Source organism: Marinomonas pontica (assembly GCF_026191375.1).
GTDB classification, from domain to species: domain Bacteria; phylum Pseudomonadota; class Gammaproteobacteria; order Pseudomonadales; family Marinomonadaceae; genus Marinomonas; species Marinomonas pontica.
Map to the genome: position 1 here is coordinate 101,856 of NZ_JAODTL010000054.1, position 18,414 is coordinate 120,269.

16 protein-coding genes are annotated in these 18,414 nt (G+C 45.3%); 11 read left to right on the forward strand and 5 right to left on the reverse strand.

Going from position 1 to position 18,414, the window contains the following annotated elements; genetic code table 11:
- Window positions 1-2: 2 nt before the first annotated feature.
- Both N5P32_RS16260 and lnt read left to right on the forward strand, forming a co-directional pair.
- On the forward strand, window positions 3-869 hold the full coding sequence (locus tag N5P32_RS16260; RefSeq protein WP_265730065.1) for an HlyC/CorC family transporter: 867 nt from the start codon (window positions 3-5) through the stop codon (window positions 867-869).
- A gap of 55 nt (window positions 870-924) precedes the next feature.
- Window positions 925-2,445 (forward strand): apolipoprotein N-acyltransferase, encoded by a 1,521-nt coding sequence (gene lnt / locus N5P32_RS16265; RefSeq protein ID WP_265730066.1) that lies wholly within the window; start codon window positions 925-927, stop codon window positions 2,443-2,445.
- Between the two features lie 52 nt (window positions 2,446-2,497).
- On the opposite strand, the gene N5P32_RS16270 is transcribed toward lnt, so the two are convergent.
- Entirely contained in the window at window positions 2,498-2,944 is a 447-nt protein-coding gene (locus N5P32_RS16270; protein ID WP_265730067.1) for a zinc ribbon-containing protein, read from the reverse strand.
- A 179-nt stretch (window positions 2,945-3,123) separates the two neighbouring features.
- Between N5P32_RS16270 and leuS the strand changes: the two genes are divergently transcribed.
- From leuS to N5P32_RS16305, 7 genes are all read left to right on the forward strand, one after another.
- Window positions 3,124-5,571 carry a leucine--tRNA ligase gene (gene leuS, locus N5P32_RS16275; RefSeq protein ID WP_265730068.1) on the forward strand — a complete coding sequence of 816 codons (2,448 nt, stop codon included), beginning with the start codon at window positions 3,124-3,126 and terminating at the stop codon, window positions 5,569-5,571.
- Between the two features lie 17 nt (window positions 5,572-5,588).
- Entirely contained in the window at window positions 5,589-6,152 is a 564-nt protein-coding gene (locus N5P32_RS16280) for an LPS-assembly lipoprotein LptE (RefSeq protein WP_265730069.1), read from the forward strand.
- Window positions 6,153-6,178: 26 nt separating this feature from the next.
- On the forward strand, window positions 6,179-7,207 hold the full coding sequence (gene holA, locus N5P32_RS16285; protein WP_265730070.1) for a DNA polymerase III subunit delta: 1,029 nt from the start codon (window positions 6,179-6,181) through the stop codon (window positions 7,205-7,207).
- A 131-nt stretch (window positions 7,208-7,338) separates the two neighbouring features.
- Entirely contained in the window at window positions 7,339-9,348 is a 2,010-nt protein-coding gene (locus N5P32_RS16290; RefSeq protein ID WP_265730071.1) for a methyl-accepting chemotaxis protein, read from the forward strand.
- A gap of 89 nt (window positions 9,349-9,437) precedes the next feature.
- On the forward strand, window positions 9,438-10,097 hold the full coding sequence (locus N5P32_RS16295; protein ID WP_265730072.1) for a putative 2OG-Fe(II) oxygenase: 660 nt from the start codon (window positions 9,438-9,440) through the stop codon (window positions 10,095-10,097).
- A 194-nt stretch (window positions 10,098-10,291) separates the two neighbouring features.
- The gene (locus N5P32_RS16300; RefSeq protein WP_265730073.1) at window positions 10,292-10,912 is read left to right on the forward strand and encodes a flavin reductase family protein; all 621 of its coding nucleotides are present in this window, start codon (window positions 10,292-10,294) and stop codon (window positions 10,910-10,912) included.
- A gap of 27 nt (window positions 10,913-10,939) precedes the next feature.
- Window positions 10,940-13,555: a cyclic nucleotide-binding domain-containing protein gene (locus tag N5P32_RS16305; RefSeq protein WP_265730074.1), complete on the forward strand. Its 2,616-nt coding sequence runs from the start codon at window positions 10,940-10,942 to the stop codon at window positions 13,553-13,555.
- A 102-nt stretch (window positions 13,556-13,657) separates the two neighbouring features.
- On the opposite strand, the gene N5P32_RS16310 is transcribed toward N5P32_RS16305, so the two are convergent.
- Window positions 13,658-14,281, reverse strand: coding sequence for a LysE family translocator (locus N5P32_RS16310; RefSeq protein ID WP_265730075.1), 624 nt, complete (start codon window positions 14,279-14,281; stop codon window positions 13,658-13,660).
- Between the two features lie 375 nt (window positions 14,282-14,656).
- On the opposite strand from N5P32_RS16310, the gene dapA reads away from it, so the two are divergent.
- The gene (gene dapA / locus N5P32_RS16315; protein WP_265730076.1) at window positions 14,657-15,529 is read left to right on the forward strand and encodes a 4-hydroxy-tetrahydrodipicolinate synthase; all 873 of its coding nucleotides are present in this window, start codon (window positions 14,657-14,659) and stop codon (window positions 15,527-15,529) included.
- Window positions 15,530-15,597: 68 nt separating this feature from the next.
- Here the strand turns inward: dapA and N5P32_RS16320 are convergent, their stop codons facing one another.
- Window positions 15,598-15,837: a GlsB/YeaQ/YmgE family stress response membrane protein gene (locus tag N5P32_RS16320; RefSeq protein WP_265730077.1), complete on the reverse strand. Its 240-nt coding sequence runs from the start codon at window positions 15,835-15,837 to the stop codon at window positions 15,598-15,600.
- A 236-nt stretch (window positions 15,838-16,073) separates the two neighbouring features.
- Between N5P32_RS16320 and N5P32_RS16325 the strand changes: the two genes are divergently transcribed.
- Window positions 16,074-16,757 carry a P-loop NTPase family protein gene (locus tag N5P32_RS16325; protein WP_265730078.1) on the forward strand — a complete coding sequence of 228 codons (684 nt, stop codon included), beginning with the start codon at window positions 16,074-16,076 and terminating at the stop codon, window positions 16,755-16,757.
- A gap of 84 nt (window positions 16,758-16,841) precedes the next feature.
- On the opposite strand, the gene N5P32_RS16330 is transcribed toward N5P32_RS16325, so the two are convergent.
- Complete coding sequence (locus N5P32_RS16330) at window positions 16,842-17,273, reverse strand: GNAT family N-acetyltransferase (RefSeq protein ID WP_265730079.1); 432 nt, start codon at window positions 17,271-17,273, stop codon at window positions 16,842-16,844.
- 37 nt (window positions 17,274-17,310) lie between these two features.
- Entirely contained in the window at window positions 17,311-18,174 is an 864-nt protein-coding gene (locus N5P32_RS16335; RefSeq protein WP_111638628.1) for an isocitrate lyase/PEP mutase family protein, read from the reverse strand.
- Window positions 18,175-18,414: the final 240 nt, after the last annotated feature.

The following is an 18,414-nucleotide window of genomic DNA, read 5'->3' on the forward strand; positions in this document are numbered from 1 at the left end:
CAATGAGTGACGACCGATCGAGTTTATCCAACGATCAACAAAAATCCTGGTTTGAGCGTTTAACGCAAGCCTTCAATGATGAACCTCGCAGCCGCGGAGACATTGTTAAACTACTAGAAGCCGCCGTGAAGTCCGATATTATAGATCGCGACGCCTTTACCATTGTAGAAGGCGCACTGGAAGTTTCTGAAGTGCAAGCACGAGACATCATGATTCCTCCATCTCAGATGGTGGTGATTAAGTCCGAAGACGACCCAAAAACATCACTCCGTAAGGTCATAGATTCCTCTCACTCGCGATTCCCAGTCGTTGGTGAAGACTCCGATGAAATCCTCGGTGTTCTATTGGCAAAAGACTTATTGCCGTTGCTTTTCAAAGATGGCGACGTGACCATTGACGACATTTTGGCTCGCCTACGCCCCGCCAACTTTATTCCAGAAAGCAAACGACTCAATGTTCTGTTAAACGATTTTAGAACCAAGCGCTACCACATGGCGTTAGTGCTAGACGAATACGGCAGTGTTTCCGGTCTGGTAACGATTGAAGACGTGCTTGAGCAAATTGTGGGTGAGATCGAAGACGAAACCGACAAACTCGATGACGAAGGCATTCAGATCACAACCGAACCGGGTGTTTATCTCGTTCCGGCCTTGTGTACGGTGGAAGATTTTAATGAGTTTTTCAAAGCCGACCTGAATGAAGAAGAATTTGACACTATTGGCGGCATCCTAGTCCAACAATTTGGTCACGTTCCGTTACGTGATGAAGAGTTATACTTTAATAACTTCCATTTCCGTATCGTGAAATCCGATGGTCGACGCATCAAAACGATCCAAGTATCAAAACCTACACCAAACACACCTGAATAAGATGACCATGCCCTACCCCGACTTAGCCAATTCAAAAGCGGGGTGGGAGCCTCGTGTGTCAGCAAAGATAAACAAACTCCCTTCTTTCGTAACTCATTTCCTTGCCATTCTCGCGGGTGCGGTAGGTGTGACCAGTTTTGCACCGTTTCATTTCTGGCCTGGTTACTTCATCAGTCTGATCGCTTTTGGCGTTCTAGTGATTAGCAGCACAACAGCCAAATCCGCTTGCTGGCGCGGCTTCTTTGTCGCGTTGGGATTTTTTGGCGCTGGAGTTTCTTGGGTCTATGTCAGCATTGCTGAATATGGGCAAGTTGGCGCTTTCATCGCTGGGCTGATTACTTTTGCCTTTGTGGCTGTGCTTTGCGCATTTTGGGCTTTGTCTGCCTGGGCTTCATGGCGCCTTATTAAACGCTTCCCCAATCTTTCCGCCAGTATGTGGATCACATTGTGTTTCTTGCTAGGAGAGTTTTTACGCAGCACCTTATTCACAGGGTTCCCTTGGTTATTACCGGGCTACGCAATTGAAAACACATGGCTATTTGAACTCTTGCCAATTGGCGGCATCTGGCTGACAAGCACCGGCGTTGTCTTCACCGCGAGCGTACTTGCCGGCCTATTATTACGAAGAGACAATCCATTCCCGCTGTTGGGCATGCTACTGATGATTTGGGCAAGTTCCGCCTATTTGCACTACTTTCCCATTGCATGGGTGCAACAGACTGGCACGCTAAAAACCACTCTCGTCCAAGGCAATGTAAAACAAGATGAGAAATGGTTAACGCAAACCGCTGGCAAGTCTCTCGCCTATTACCAACAAGCCACCATTGAGCACCTAGACAGCGAATTGGTGGTTTGGCCCGAAACAGCGATCACCTACGTTTACCCGCAAATAAAGCCTTACCTGACCTCTTTCAGCGAAGAGTTAGCTAACAGCAACACCACACTCATTACTGGCGTACCGGATATCAGTGAAGACAGAAAAAATTACTACAACGCAATCTGGGCAACAGGCAACGGCTTTGGCCTTTACTACAAGCAGCATCTTGTTCCTTTTGGCGAGTACATTCCATTTGCAAACTATATTGGCCCAATTTTGGATGTGTTTGGCATGCCAATGTCCAACTTCAAGCAAGGCGATGACAACCAACCTGTTCTGCAAGTAGGTGAATGGGGCGTTGCGCCTTTTATCTGTTATGAAATTGTGTATGCCGAACAGGTGAGACGCATGGTAAGAGACAGTGATTTCCTTATCACCATCAGCAACGACGGTTGGTTTGGCACGTCTTTTGGACCTTGGCAACATTTGCAAATTGCACAGTTCAGAGCAAAAGAGTCAGGACGTTATGTAATTCGCGCCACAAACACGGGCATTACCGCGTTTATCAATGAAAAGGGGGAAATTGAATCTCAAGCGCCGCAGTTTGAAAGAACCACGTTAACCGCCGAAGCAAAAGCGTTCACGGGGAACACGCCCTACGTTAACTGGGGGTACTGGCCAACCCTATGGCTGCTGGGAATGTGCGTGATTCTGCCTTACTGTCACACCCTCATTTTAAGCCGAAAAAAATCCAGCTGAATCAAAAACACCACAACAGAATCGTTGTGGTGTTTCTTTAAAGAGCATTATGTTATTCAGCGCTATCGCCCTTCTCGTCATGCGTCGACATTAAGCCATAATGGCAGATTTCACATGGCTCTAATGTTTGTTCTGTTTCGACGTCGTTGTCATGGCCACACGACATACATCGATAACGACCTGGCGCTACGACTGCCCCCACAACATGACAATCTTCAAGCGGTACAGGATTGTTGTTCGCGTGATTAATAAGCCACAACAGCGCGGCGTCTTCTTTTTCGTCCAGCTCTTCAACCAACTCATGCCCTTCATCCAAGACATAGTGCCAATTGGCGTCTACCCACGCTTCGGTATAGCCCATTTTATCGTGCCAATAAGCGGTCATAAGTGCGACATCTTCTAAAAACCAATCTTTCGCGCCAATCAATGTTTTACGCGCTTCTTCCACTAAATTGGAATCGCTCTCACGTTTTGACGAATCTTTTTTCATAGAATTCATAACTCCTCCTCAATGCACCTTCTATTTAGAGCTCCATCTCTATAAAATAGCGGATATTTTCAGACTCTGTTGGCCATTACAGCAATATCTTGTGCTATGTCGCTATTTAGCCTTTCTTTTAATGAAAAAGAGAATACAGGTCTACCAACCTTACGTCGATAATGGGATAAGAATACATCATGCAAGAGCAATATAATCCGCAGCAAATCGAACAAGCTGCTCAATCTTTTTGGGACGAGAACAAAGTCTTCAAAGCGGTCGCCGATTCCAACAAAGAAAAATTCTACTGCCTGTCTATGTTCCCATACCCAAGTGGCCGTCTGCACATGGGTCACGTTCGCAACTACACCATCGGCGATGTGATTTCTCGCTACCAACGCATGCAAGGTAAAAATGTCCTTCAGCCGATGGGTTGGGATGCATTTGGTCTTCCTGCAGAAAACGCCGCAATCAAACACAAAACAGCACCAGCCAAATGGACCACTGAAAACATTGCTTACATGAAAGGCCAGTTAAAAGAGCTGGGCTTTGGCTACGATTGGGATCGTGAAATCGCGACTTGCACGCCTGAATATTACAAATGGGAACAGTGGTTCTTTACTCAGTTAGTCGAAAAAGGCTTAGCGTACAAAAAAACCGCGGCCGTAAACTGGTGTCCTGAAGACCAAACCGTATTAGCAAACGAACAAGTAGAAGAAGGCTGCTGCTGGCGTTGTGGTACAACGGTTGAGAAAAAAGAAATTTCTCAGTGGTTTATCCGCATCACTGATTACGCAGAAGAACTATTAAACGACCTAGATCAGCTTGATGGCTGGCCAGAAAAAGTAAAAGCCATGCAGCGTAACTGGATCGGCCGCTCTGAAGGTCTAGAATTCAGCTTCGCCGTAGAAGGCAAAGACGAACGCCTATCTGTTTACACGACTCGCCCAGACACCATCATGGGTGTGACTTACGTTGCTGTCGCAACTCAACACCCACTGTCTTTGGAAGCGTCTGAGCAAAATGCAGATTTGGCCGCTTTTATTGCTGAAAGCAAGCTAATGTCGACGACAGAAGCAGACTTGGCTACGGTTGAGAAAAAAGGCATGGACACTGGCTTCAAAGCCATTCACCCAATTACGGGCGAAGCGGTGCCTGTTTACGCTGCCAATTTCGTATTAATGGATTACGGTTCTGGGGCGGTGATGTCTGTTCCTGCTCACGACCAGCGAGACTTTGAATTCGCCAAAAAATACAATTTGGCCATCAAACAAGTCATCCAATCCTCTGATGACAGCGTGATTGATTTGGAAAAAGCCGCCTTCACTGAGAAAGGCACACTGTGCAATTCTGGTGAATTCGACGGATTGGCTTTCAAAGAAGCTTTCGATGCGATTGCTTCATGGATGGTAGAACGCAACCTAGGCGAAGTAAAAGTAAATTATCGTCTACGTGATTGGGGCGTTAGCCGTCAGCGTTACTGGGGTACGCCTATCCCAACCATCAACCTAAAAGACGGTTCGGTTGTGCCTGTGCCACAAGATCAGCTTCCTGTTGAGTTACCAACAGATGTGATCATGGACGGTGTGAACTCCCCGATTAAAAACAACCCAGACTTCTCATCCATTATGTTTAATGGCGAAGAAGCAGAACGTGAAACAGATACTTTCGACACCTTTATGGAATCGTCTTGGTATTTCGCTCGCTACTGCTGCCCAGAAGCCACGGATGCGATGCTAACAGAAGAGGCAAACTACTGGCTTCCTGTTGACCAATATGTTGGTGGTGTAGAGCACGCGATCCTTCACTTATTGTACTCACGTTTCTTCCATAAATTGCTGCGTGATGCGGGTCTTGTGAACTCTGATGAACCATTCAAACGTCTACTGACGCAAGGTATGGTAAACAAAGATGGCACCAAGATGTCTAAATCCAAAGGCAACACAGTCGACCCACAAGAAATGATTGAGAAATACGGTGCCGATACCGTTCGTTTATTCATGATGTTCAGCGCGCCACCAGAACAGTCTCTAGAATGGAACGATGCTGGCGTTGATGGTGCATCACGCTTCCTACGCCGTTTGTGGGCGCTATGCTACCGTCACAACAATGCTGGTAAAGTAGGTGAACTGACGGTTGCTGAATTAAATGGCGCTCAAAAAGCCTTGCGTCGTAAAACACATGAAACCATTCAGAAAGTATCAGACGATATTGAACGTCGTCAAACATTCAATACAGCCATTGCCGCTGTGATGGAACTGTGTAACGACATCAGTAAATTTGAAGATACGTCGGAATTAGGACTTGCTGTCGAGCAGGAAGCACTAGAAGCCGCAACGTTATTGCTGTCTCCTATTGTGCCTCACATTGCTCATCAACTTTGGAGTGAACTCGGCCACAATGACAACGTTGTGAATACTCCTTGGCCAACGCTTGATGAAGACGCTTTGGTAAAAGACGAGTTGACGATCGTTGTCCAAGTGCTGGGGAAAAAACGCGCTGAATTGACCGTTTCCGCTAGTGCGGACAGCAAAACAATAGAAGCGGAAGCACTTGCTCACCCAAGTGTGGCTAAGTTTCTAGAAGGCAAAACGGTCCGTAAAGTGATCGTCGTGCCAGGTAGATTGGTGAACATTGTCGCCAACTAATCAAGGCGTAATAAGGGATGGCTAAGCCATCCCTTTTCCTTTTCAACAATACAGAGATCTTGGATATGACTGCCGCCTTAACGCACACTACTCGTCTATTTTTATTACTCGTGATGACTATGAGTATGGTCGCTTGTGGCTTCCATTTGCGAGGCGAAGCCAATATCCCTGCTCAATTACACGTCTTGACGTTAACCTCTGACAGCGGATCGGACAGCTTTGATCGCGCTCTTAGAATTGCGCTAAGCAAAGCGGGTGTCGTAGTAATAGACAAAGACAGCGCCAACAACAGAGTATTGAACCTAAAAATTAACGCCATTGCTGTTGCTGATACGCAATTGGCTCGTGACGCTGACAACGATGTCTCTCAAATCCAGCGCCGATTAAGCAGCCACTACTTTATCCGCCAGGCTGACGGTAAATCCCTGTATGGCCCTCGCACCATTAGCACAACGAAAACCCTTACCAATCAAAACGCGGAAGAAAGCGCCAAGCTTTCCTACAACCAGACGCACACTGAAAGCATGTACGATGACCTCGCAAACCAGTTAGTAAGCGATTTAAGCTACGCGCCTTTATAAACTGACATTACGTTTAGGCCCATGCTATGAAAGTCCGCGCGGATCAACTAATACAGCAGCTGAAGAAAAATTTAGCCCCTATTTATATTATTTCGGGTGACGATGTGTTGTTGTGCCAAGAAGCCGCAGACAGCATTCGAAAAGCCGCACAACATCACCAAATCGATGAACGACTTCGTTTTGTTGCCGATGCGCAGTTTGACTGGCAAGACGTTATTAATGAAAACCAAAGTCTGTCTTTATTTTCAAGCCGACGCTTATTCGATATACAAATAGATAAAATGGGCGAAAAACACAGCAAAGCTTTGGCTCAATTAGGTCAATCCCTTAGCGAAGACAATACCATTTTACTAACGTTGCCTAAAATCGATGCTCGAACGCAAAAAGCAAAATGGTTCACACAACTTGAGTCTCAAGGTGTATTTGTACAAATTTGGCCAATCGAAGCCAACCGATTGCCTGCATGGGTACAGCAAAGAGCGCAATCCCTTGACCTATCACTGACTCGGGATGCCGCCAGTGTGATCTGTGAACGCGGCGAAGGTAACCTTCTGGCGCTTTCTCAGGAGTTAGAAAAGCTCGCCTTACTTCATGGCCAAGGTGCCCAAATAGATGCCGAAAAAGTCGTTGAATCGGTTGCAGACAGCAGTCGCTATTCTATCTACGACCTTAGTGACAGGCTGTTAATGGGCAAAGCCAAAGACGCCATGCATTGCTTAAACCAATTGCTTGGCGAAGGTGTCGAGCCCAGCATTATCTTGTGGCTGTTTAATCGCGAAGTGCAAACATTGGCAAACCTCCTGCAAAGCATGCAATCCTCGAGCTTCAGACAAGCTTGCCAAAGTGAAAAAATCTGGGACAAACGCGTGCCTTTCTATGAAAGCGCCATGTCACGCCACAATAAAGTCACCCTACCTTACATGCAAAATTACCTAGCATTAATAGACAAAAGCATCAAAGGTTTAGAGGGCCCAGACAATGCAACAGGCTTTCGGAATTTGGTGATGATGTTCTGCGGATACAAACCGACTTGCACCGAACTCGACATTCCATAAATCTTAATTATCATAAAATTGATTTGTATCAATAGGTTACGATTTTAAACCAATAGACACATAAAGCTGACATTGTTCTATCCTTATTAGAGGGATAATAACGAAAACAAATTGGCTCTATGGAGACGTCTATGTCTTGGTTCAAACGAAAAACATTAACGCAATCTGATTCCGCAGCACACAGTGACGGCGTTAGAATTCTTCAAGTAGCGCAGTCCGAACTGTCTGAATCTAGTCTATCGGCTCTGAAATTCCCCGAACACAAAACACAACTTATTTTAGCGTTCGTTTCTTCCAATCTGGATTTTGAAAGCACCGTTGAAAACATTCAACGTTACACGCCCTTTTGTGACAAAGTAGTCGCTGTTATGACCTCAGGTGAACTCAACAGTCAACAAGCCAACTTTTACCAAACAACGGATGGCAAATGGGATTCCATAGTATTACAAAGTTACAGCGATGAATTATTCGATGCCATCGAGATAAAGACCGTCGCGTTACATTGTGAAGATTTAAAACAAGGCAAAACATCAAAAAGCAAACCAGAACGAATTCTAGCGATTCAGTCAGAAATTGAAAAAATAAACCTAAAAATGGCGGTCAATTATCAAGACACCATCGCCATCACCTTCATTGATGGACTATCGTCCAGTGAAAACTTCTTTATGAAGGCATTGTACGACAGCCAACGTTTTCCCTGCCATTTCATTGGCGGCTCAGCCGGGGGGAAATTAGACTTTAAACAAGCGTCGGTTTACGACGGCAGCAAAGTAGCGCACAACAGCGCCGTTGTGATCTTCACTAAGCTAGCTGACAATATCCGCTATGGTATTTTGAAAACGCACAACTTCCAAAAGACCAAACGCTCATTCTACATTGCAGAATCCGATCCACAACGTCGTACAGTTACCACCGTTATTTCCAAATCCACGGGAAATATAGTGAACATTGTCGATCATTTGTGCGACTACTTTAAATGCCAACCTCATGATCTAAACACAAAACTGAACAGCCACTCCTTTGCCGTTGAAATCGGCAACGAGTTATTTATTCGATCAATCGCCAGCATCGATTTGGAAAAGAAAGTGATTCACTTCTTTTGCGATTTGGACTTCGGTGACGAGCTTATCCTAGTGGAGGCCAAAGGGTTTGCAGACAGCACCAAGCAAGCGTTTGATGAGTTTATGAAAGGCAAACCAAAGCCGGTTGCCATGTTGGCAAACGACTGTATTTTACGCCGCCTGAACAACGCCAACGCACTGAAAGACCTCACCGCTTTTCAAAACATCAAAGCCGCTGGGTTCTCCACATTTGGCGAGCTCTTAGGCGTACACATGAACCAGACACTGACCGCACTCTTTTTGTTCCGAGTCACCAAAGACGAGCCTTTCTCAGACCCCATTGTTGATAATTTCCCGATCCATTACAGCTATTTCAAAGAGTTCTTCACACTGTCAAAACTGAATAGCTTGATGCAAATCAACCGTTTACAAGCGGATCTTATTAAGTACCTTTCTGAATATCGCCCTTTGCTTGAAAAAGTAGTGAGCAGTTTTAATCAAATCACTGAATATTCTCAACAGACAGAAGCCATTATTAGTGATGTCAGCGGCACATTTCACGACTTAAAAAATGACATAACCGCTCAAGAAGACGGACGTAAAGCCCTGAGTGGTAACGTTGCCCAGCTTAAAAACAACTCAGAACAGGTACTGGCCATTCTTAAAGTCATTTCAGGTATAGCAGACCAAACCAACCTGCTCGCTCTTAACGCTGCCATTGAAGCCGCGCGTGCCGGTGAAGCAGGCAGAGGTTTTGCCGTGGTGGCGGATGAAGTGCGTCAACTGTCTAAAAACACTCAAGACAGCTTGAACAAAACAGGTGACACCATTTCATCTGTGACTAAGTCCACAGGCTCTATCAGCCATTCGATTGAAAGCATGGAACAGTTTATGGCACGACTCACCGGCAACACCAGTGAGCTGACCGCGCAAATTCAGTCTCTTGGTGATGCTTCCACGATGGCCAGTCGTGACGTCAATGAAAGCATTCGCGCCATACGGGAAATGACCAACCGGATGGAGGAAATCGACAAAGAAGTCACCGTCATAGAAAGTCTTAAACAAGCTAATAATTTGTAGCCCCATAAAGTGAAGCCTGCCCAGCAGGCTTCACTTATTTTGGCAGGCTGCTATCATGCGGCTCCCACTTACACTTGGTGAAAAACAGCATGCAGAATGAATCTCTTATCCTAGAAGAACTGACCGTTTGGAGCACGCCGCTGTTCATCACACAAATGCCAGATCATGACTTTTTAAAAGACGCATTATTGAGCGCGGTTTACCAGCAAAAAAACCAACAAACCACCGCCATTGAAAGCCAAATCGCCCCTAAAGCAAAACACGCGCTGCATGAAAGCACCCTAGACTTTTTGGATCTTGCTGATGCGAATGTGATGGAGGCCAAGAGAGCATTGGAAGAACTCATCCTTGAGATCGCAGCGACTGTGAATCACGCTTTTTGGCCCGAAGACATGCAAGCTGATGCTCACATCATTGAATCTTGGTATCACGTCACTCAAAAAGGTGGCTATCACGATGCCCATTCGCACCCCAATTGTTCTTGGTGCGGCATTTACTATCTAGAACCTGGTGATGCTCAGCACGAAGGCAACGGCGGCCTGAACCGCTTTTATGACCCTAGAGTCAACGCCGAACACTACGCGGATCCTGGCACCGCATATCTTGGTGGACAAGGCGTGTGGGACTTTACCCCTACGGACGGACAGGTCATTATTTTCCCATCCTACTTGAAACATTCAGCCCTGCCCTATTTTGGAGAAAAAGACCGAGTTGTGATCGCGTTCAACAGTATTATTGAAACGTATTAGCGGCACTTCTCGCAACGCATCTCCTACCAAGCCAGTATCAATAAAACATTACTGGCTTAGCCTAACCGCTTCGATTACGCTGTTCACTCATGTTTTTACAAGAAATTTCATAAGTTTCCATTCAAACATTCACAATAGATCGTTATTTGTAGTAATTTAACAAGCTATGATCTTTATGCAATGTGGCCATCACTATGGGGAAGTCTATGCGTTTCCAGTTTGATCAACTCAGCGCGAATCAACGCTACCACCTGATCACTCAAACTATCACTCCACGCCCAATTGCGTGGATTCTAACCAAAAACGAAAACGAGAGTTTCAACCTAGCTCCCTTCTCGTATTTCGCACCTGTCTCCTCGGACCCAGCACTGGTCATGGTGTCCATTGGCAACAAATCCGCCAATCAAGCAAAAGACACAAAACACAATTTGCTGCGAGAAAAGGAATGTGTTTTGCATATTCCCAGTGAAGCACTGATGAACGCCGTGAACGAAAGTGCGGCCAATTTACCTTATGGTGAATCTGAGCTACCTAACACGCATGTCTCGCTGGCCGACTTCACTAAAACACTACCGCGTATTCAACAAGCCAACGTGGCCATGCACTGTCGGTTGTTTGACATACATTCGCTGGGCAACGCCTCTTTTCAAGCGGTGTATTTAGAGATACTGGACGTGCATGTTGAAGAAGACCTGATCACAGAAGCAAATTCTCGAATTTATATTGATAACAAAAAGCTTAACCCGCTTGCCCGACTCGGTGGCGATGACTATGCACTCGTTGGCAAGACAGTGACGATGAAACGTCCTAATTAGGGCATCACAGATTTGAGGTAAACAAAGATGGACGTAAAAAACCACATAACCACTTTTCCCTTCATGGCCGATGTAGACGCTGAGCTGATGTCATCCCTTACGGATTTGGCTAGCATAAAAACACTAAAAGCGGGAGAAATATTGGCCAAACAATTTGAAATAGGTCAGCACATCTATTTTTTACTTGAAGGCGAAGTCGCGATTTCTGTACCGCTTCAGGACACAGGAAAATCTTACAATGTCGGCATGATCAGCCACCTCCTTTCCCCTATCGGTTGGTCAGCCTTTCGTCATCCGTCTCGTTATGCCACTACTTTTACGGCAACCAAATCGTCCAAACTCATCCTATGGCCGATTGTCGAATTGCAAAAAATACTCGACGCCAATTTATCGTTTGCCTCCCGTTTTCTGCAATTTGTGTATCAGGAATCGTTACCCGTCTTAACTAACGTGCAAAACCAGACACGACCCTTCTTTTCAAACGAGTCCTTGGCATTTGAAGAAACGCGTCCCTTGCTGGATTCCGAAACACAAGTACATGCACTCAAAGACGCAATTGGCTTGCTCAATTACGCCCCTTTTTGTGAAACCTTTACGCAGGCTGAAATTCATACGCTTGCTAAAAAATCGTCCATTTTATTGGCTCACCAAGGAGACATTCTTAGCCAACAGGATCAACCTGCCGACGGCTTATACTTACTCATCAAAGGTAAGGTCGTGGTGAGCTATCAAACCGATTCTGGCGACATCATTACAACGCGCACCATCGCACGTGCAGGCACCGTATTAGCTTGGGCTACCCAAGATGACGAGATGAAAAACCGCACTTCAATCATCTCCTCCAGAGACAGCAGCATCTTGTTTATTAAACGAGATGATCTACTCGAAATGTTTCAAGACAGTCCAAAATTTGCGGTGAAATACTTATATCGCCTGATTTGGCTGATCGGTGCCCATTTGCTCGCGGCGAGAATGCGCTATTTATCACAGATAGCCAATGACGAAGTGCTAGCAGTCAGCAATGTCATTGAACAGAATGCCGCGTTATTACCGGTTAGCTCACCACTTTATAAAGTCAGTGAGTTGCTTAAAAGCGCCATCACCACCGACGAAGCCTTCGGTGTACTGTACAAATGCTTGCACTTTGGCTGCGTTCTAGAACGCACAATATCCGGCATGTGTCTGGATATTTTAAAAGACCTGCAGAGGGAAAATGCGTTTTATCGACATCTGCAAAATGTCTATGACACCATCAACAACTTACCGAAGGACACCCCAGCACTTGATGCACGACGCCTTGGAACAGAGCTGTTCAAGCAAGCATTCCAACAGGTGCCTTACGTCATAAAAGGCCTGGAAAACTTACCCAAGAAAGCCGGCTCCTTATTTATCTACAACCATTTATTGGGTTCACCAACAAACAGACTACCGAACGGCTTTCGCTTTTCTATGGACGCTCAATTCATCAGCGCCATGCTGATCGACAATGAATACGGTATTTCAGGGCAACGAGTCGTTCGTCGCAGTAAAGAAAGTGAATTCTGGCGCGACGACTTCTATGGTCGCTTTGGCAATATATTCATCAATAGTTGGGAAGACCTCACCAAAGACACCCCTGAATACGATGCCTTTATCAAACAGTCACAAGAAACCTTACGCCAAAATTTCCCTTTGATGATTTCACCGGAAGGGCAAAGTTTCAGCACCCAGCAATCTCCAGGGGCACTACTGCCACACGCCTTTGAGCTAGCGGGTTCAATGGGAAGTGAAGAGCCTTGGATTGTCCCGATCGTCGTTGCAAACTTTGATAAACGTGCCGATCACAACATCTATACGGTCATCATCAAACCCGCGTTTAAACTGTCCAGCAAAGTCGATTACCAAGACAAAGAAGCCTTTCATCAATTCTTGCTTTCCTACCAAGAAGAATACAAAGGTTATGTAAACGAAGCGGTCGAGCTGTCACGAGAAATTCGTCAGTACCCCATTTTCAGTGGTAAAAATGGTTACCGATCCAATGTTATGAGCCTGAATCAGATCGATGTGGAATTTGAGTCGGATGTACGAGAGCTTGAGTTCCATCTCGCCCATCAGATTTACAAGGAGCGCCCTGTCGCTTTTTACGGTTCCTCAACCATGCGGTTATGGAGTGACTTTAGCCATAACTTCCGAGAAAAAGACGGCATCAATTTAGGCTTTGGGGGAGCAACACTCGAAGCGTGCGTCTACTATTTTGAACGCATCATTTTACCGCATAACCCACGATCGTTGGTCATCTACGCTGGGGACAACGACATCGGCAATCATTGCGACACGAACAAAGTGGTTGAGTTGTATATTGAGCTATTACAGAAGATCGATCGGCATTTGCCTGGCATTCCAGTAACCTTGATTAGCATAAAATGCAGTCCAGCACGCCTAAAAATGCGCAACACCATCGAAAAGACCAACACCCTATTAGCGCGTTTGGCCAAAACACGCCCTAATACGCAATACATAGATCTTTTCTCCACCTTGCTAGATAAAAACGCTGAGATAAAAGAAACCTTATTCGAAGGTGATCGCCTGCACCTCAATGAAAAAGCGTATGCGTTATGGACAAAACAATTACTGGAAACCGAAGACTTTATTTTCCAAAAATAACACGTCGTTAAACCTCGCTATAAAAACCAACGTTGCTGTTCAACATTGAAAAACAACGTTGGTTTTTTCTAAACTTGGGTGCATCTTTGCGCAATACCGTGCTTATGAAACAAACGAGCCAATGGCGACTTTTAGCCCCAGTAAAATTAATACCGTTCCCATGCCTCGGTCTACCCAAACAATGTGGCGGCGCAACCATGCTAAAACAGGTCCACCAGCCAACAGCAGCGCGACAATAATGTACCAACCCGTATCAATCACAAAGACCGTTGCCCACAATTGAAACTTAATCAACGCATCCATGTTATGCGGGATTAACTGACTAAATAAGGCTAGGAAAAACAAGGCCGCTTTTGGGTTCATTAACGAGATCATCAACCCATCACGCGCAGATTCCCAATAAGAAGATTTAACCCCCTCAACGTTTACGTCACTTCCCTGACCTGCATAACGCCAAGCTTTAACGCCTAACCAAGCCAAATACAAACCACCTAACACGGTAAGTACAGCAAAAATATCTTGATGCTGAGCCATCAAAATAGCCAAGCCTTGCAATGTCAGAAATGCCCAAAAACCGATCCCTAAACCATGTGTAATTGCCGCAAGGACGCCATGTAAAGAAGACTGAGAAATCGATACGCGTAAAATTACCGCCAAACTTGGTCCAGGTGAAATGGCCCCCATTACGCAAACAGCAACCAATGACAACCACGTAGTTAAATCCATAAACTCTCTCTTTATTAAATTTATTAAGAAGTCAAATAACAGAAAATTGACCGCATATACTAGCGAATAAAGCCCCGAAAAACGAATGCGATTCGTAGCGTTCATCATCTGCATAAAAAATGCGCTAACGTATTGACCTTTGAAATAAAAAAGTTCAGCATACAAAAACGTTTTCACATCAAGCGACACAAGAATCTATATTACTTTATGAACAACTCTATCTTAAATAAACGCAACGGCGATAAACGTAAGGCTAAGAAGCTTTGCGGCGCTGACGTGTGGAATTAAGATTCAAACAACTCCCCGGCAGCATTCTCGCTGACGGTTTATCTCTCTTCTCAGCAGAATGCATACCGGCCTAAATGAGGCAAAAGTATGTTTTACGGCGCAATTACAGCATTAATCACTCCATTTCGTGACGGTCAATTAGACGAAGACGCATTACGCAATATCGTGCGTTGGCAGATAGACCAAGGAATCAACGGCCTTGTACCGGTTGGCACCACGGGTGAATCCCCAACACTGAGCGAACATGAACACAAACGAGTCATTGAAATCACGGTGCAAGAAACCAACAAAGCTGTGCCAGTCCTAGCGGGTGCAGGTTCAAACAACCCAATGGAAGCCGTAAATTATTCTGAATACGCATACCAAGCTGGTGCGGACGCAACACTTCACGTCGCTGGTTACTACAACCGCCCAAACCAAACGGGTCTGTTCGAGCATTTCAAATACGTCCACGACAACAGCAAACTGCCAATCATCCTTTACAATATCCCACCTCGCTCTGTGGTTGGCTTAGAAGTCGCCACCATGGCGCGCCTTGCCGAGCTACCTAGAATCATTGGCGTTAAAGACGCCACAGGGGATTTAACACGTCCGATACGCGAGCGCGCGCTTATCAACAAACCCTTTAATTTCCTTAGTGGTGACGACATTACCACGGTGGCTTACAACGTTGGTGGCGGAAATGGCTGTATTTCGGTTACCTCGAACGTCGCACCAAAACAGGTTGTTGAATTACAGCGTTTATGCCGTGAAGGCAAATATGTGGAAGCGGCTCAACTACAAGACAAACTGTTTGCTTTGCACAATGCCTTGTTTATAGAGCCCAACCCTGCAGGCCCTAAGTACGCTATGTCTCTGCTCGGCCTTTGCACCGAAGAATGTCGTTTGCCTATGGTGCCATTACAAGACAGCACAAAAGCCACGATTCGTCGCATTATGGAAGAACTAGAGCTTATTTAGGCCTTAGGTTAAAGAACACAAAAAAAGCCCGCATTCAAAAGCGGGCTCCTTTATCAACATTTTCATTGCTACGATTTAGCAAGCCGAACGACATAAAGCAAAATAACGGCACCCACGGTGGCAGTAACAAGAGACCCAAGAAAACTACCGGCATACAGTCCAAGCAGCTGGAAAGTAAATCCGCCAACAAAAGACCCAACAACCCCGATCACGATATTACCAACCAAGCCAAAGCCGCCACCTTTGACCAACTGGCCTGCCAACCAACCAGCCAGAGCGCCAATAAACAAAAAAGCTAAGATCTCCATAAAATGATCCTTATATTATGTAATTAACAGCGATTCAGACTAGCAGTTATTTGTTTAAGTCACTAGAAAAGCCTCTCACCCCCCTATACTACTAACCCATTAATTCTTTTTTCTGTTACTTTGTCATGAAAGTGCCAAGCTTTTTCAAATAATATTGGTAGGATGTATTTGATACAAAAAAGCTTTCAATAAGCCTTTAAAATAGGGTCAAGTTAATTTTTGGTGAGGGAATCTAAATGGGTAAGGTACATTTTGTAGGCGGTGAGAAAGGTGGTGTCGGGAAATCGATGACGGCACGGGTTTTAGCGCAATATTATATTGATAATAATCAGCCCTTTTTAGGCTTTGATTGCGATGCTTCTCATAGTACTTTTTCACGTTTTTACAGTGAGTTCTCTTCACCTGTCCTAATTGGCGAAGAAGACAGTTTAGATGGCATGCTCGCCGCGATTGAAGAATACCCAGACAGAGATCTTATTATCGACCTTGCTGCACAAGCGGCTCAACCGCTGGGAAAGTGGATAGAAGAAACCGATGTATTTGGTCTCTTAGATGAAATGGGATACCAAGTATGCCTTTGGCACGTTATGGACGATGGCGCGGATTCCGTGGCGTTACTGGATGCCCTGTTTGAACGCTACCAGCAACCGTCTGTAGACTTTGTGGTTGTTCAAAACCTCGGCCGTGGGACAGATTTCTCTCGTTTCCAAAAATCTACCACCTATAAAAAAGCCATTGAACGAGAAGCCTTGATCCTTGAATTGCCAAAGCTTCAAAGTAAGTTAACGCAAAAAATTGACTTTAATAACAGCAGTTTCTGGGCCGTTGCAAACGACAAAGGTATCATGAATATTGCAGAACGCCAGCGCATGAAGGTCTGGTTGCGAAACACTTACGAACAATTAGCTCAACTCGGATAATCACCGTTTCAAATACAAAAGAGGCCAAAAAATTGGCCTCTTTTATATATTCATATCGTTCAACACACTCTGTCATTCACGGCATTACACATTAGGTTCCGCTGAGGAATTGAATGAAAACATACGCACTTCATCCCGCGCAAACCAGCCCATGGACTCATAAAAGCCCTGAGCAGATTGGTTATCGGTATGAACAAATAAATGTGTTTTGGCAATCCCCTGTTTCGCCAACGCGGTGATCACCGCTTCGACGAGCTGTTTACCCAAGCCTTGGCCTCGGTAACTAGGATTCACCGCTAAATGCTGAAGGTAGCCTCGTCGACCATCTGTTCCGGCCAATACAGCACCAATAACAGTTTGTCCGTCTTCAATCACAAAGCTCAATGCCGGGTTTTTATCCAAATAAATGGCAATGTTTGCCTTCGAATCGGCGCCACGCAAACTCATTGATTCGGTATTGCCCCACAATGCCATCACTTGCTCGTAATCATTGATGACCATTTCTCTCAGCATCATCCGTTCATCCTTATCAGCATCACATCGCTGTGTATTATTATTCCTGCACATCCATGTATTTGTTTGCCCAAACTCGGTTTTCTTCCAATGTAGAATATCGAGTCGATAACTCAGACGCATTTAATGTGCCTTCTGCAATACCGCGCTGCTCACGCAAACAATCGTAGGTGGCTTTAATGGCTGCAAAATACGCAGCGTGGCCATTCACCACGATACGCACACCGTTCGCCGCTAAACGTTCACGGTCACGTAATTCAGGATTGTCATAAGCCACCAACATAATAGGAATAGAGATATGCTGGCTAATTTCCTCAAGATGCGCAAAATCACGAATACCGACCATACAAATACCATCTACGCCCACGGCTTGGTAAGCTTTCACACGGGCTATGGTTTCTTCCGTCGTCAACTGACCAGCATTGGTACGCGCAATAATACTCATAATAGGGTCAATACGCGCTTCTAAAGCCGCTTTTAATTTACCCACGGCTTCTTCAACTGGTATCAAATCGGTCGATTTATGTCCGTATTTTGCTGGCAACAAGGTGTCTTCTATCGTTAGTGCGGCCACACCAGCACGCTCAAGCTCAACAATAGTGCGCATCACATTTAAGGCATTTCCGTAGCCATGATCCGCATCGGCAATAATCGGCAAACGAGCCACACGACCAATTCGAGTCGCTTGTTCTGTAAACTCACTCAGTGTGATCAAAGCAAAATCCGGTGCGGCAAGCACCTGCAAAGAGGCAACAGACCCACCTAAAATCCCCACTTCAAAACCAAGATCTGCAGCAATACGAGCCGACATAGGGTCGAAGGTAGAAGCAGTGTAATAACACTTACCGCTTGCTAATAATGCTCGAAAATCATTACGCAAATCGTGTTGGGAAGGTGTTGCCATAAATATTCTCCTCAAAGATGTCACTAAATTTCATATAGTGTAATGGCGGGAGATTATACTCGTGTTGCGGCTTTCCTTCATTAGAATCAAACCATTTGGTTAGGTTTTGTAAGTAAATTACGGAAAAAAAGCCATCCCTACTCACTACAATTAAGGGATTCAGCAACTAAGAAAAAATGAGGGATCTTACATTCAATCCCCCATGTCCAGACAACACACGAAATAGACATGTCCGTTAAA

What these genes read in the sequence shown, in the direction of transcription:
- N5P32_RS16260 (WP_265730065.1), top strand. Translation starts at nt 3, where the DNA reads ATGAGTGACGACCGATCGAGTTTATCCAACGATCAACAAAAATCCTGG.
- N5P32_RS16270 (WP_265730067.1), bottom strand. Translation starts at nt 2,944, where the DNA reads ATGAATTCTATGAAAAAAGATTCGTCAAAACGTGAGAGCGATTCCAAT.
- leuS (WP_265730068.1), top strand. Translation starts at nt 3,124, where the DNA reads ATGCAAGAGCAATATAATCCGCAGCAAATCGAACAAGCTGCTCAATCT.
- N5P32_RS16280 (WP_265730069.1), top strand. Translation starts at nt 5,589, where the DNA reads ATGGCTAAGCCATCCCTTTTCCTTTTCAACAATACAGAGATCTTGGAT.
- holA (WP_265730070.1), top strand. Translation starts at nt 6,179, where the DNA reads ATGAAAGTCCGCGCGGATCAACTAATACAGCAGCTGAAGAAAAATTTA.
- N5P32_RS16290 (WP_265730071.1), top strand. Translation starts at nt 7,339, where the DNA reads ATGTCTTGGTTCAAACGAAAAACATTAACGCAATCTGATTCCGCAGCA.
- N5P32_RS16295 (WP_265730072.1), top strand. Translation starts at nt 9,438, where the DNA reads ATGCAGAATGAATCTCTTATCCTAGAAGAACTGACCGTTTGGAGCACG.
- N5P32_RS16300 (WP_265730073.1), top strand. Translation starts at nt 10,292, where the DNA reads ATGGGGAAGTCTATGCGTTTCCAGTTTGATCAACTCAGCGCGAATCAA.
- N5P32_RS16305 (WP_265730074.1), top strand. Translation starts at nt 10,940, where the DNA reads ATGGACGTAAAAAACCACATAACCACTTTTCCCTTCATGGCCGATGTA.
- N5P32_RS16310 (WP_265730075.1), bottom strand. Translation starts at nt 14,281, where the DNA reads ATGGATTTAACTACGTGGTTGTCATTGGTTGCTGTTTGCGTAATGGGG.
- dapA (WP_265730076.1), top strand. Translation starts at nt 14,657, where the DNA reads ATGTTTTACGGCGCAATTACAGCATTAATCACTCCATTTCGTGACGGT.
- N5P32_RS16320 (WP_265730077.1), bottom strand. Translation starts at nt 15,837, where the DNA reads ATGGAGATCTTAGCTTTTTTGTTTATTGGCGCTCTGGCTGGTTGGTTG.
- N5P32_RS16325 (WP_265730078.1), top strand. Translation starts at nt 16,074, where the DNA reads ATGGGTAAGGTACATTTTGTAGGCGGTGAGAAAGGTGGTGTCGGGAAA.
- N5P32_RS16330 (WP_265730079.1), bottom strand. Translation starts at nt 17,273, where the DNA reads ATGATGCTGAGAGAAATGGTCATCAATGATTACGAGCAAGTGATGGCA.
- N5P32_RS16335 (WP_111638628.1), bottom strand. Translation starts at nt 18,174, where the DNA reads ATGGCAACACCTTCCCAACACGATTTGCGTAATGATTTTCGAGCATTA.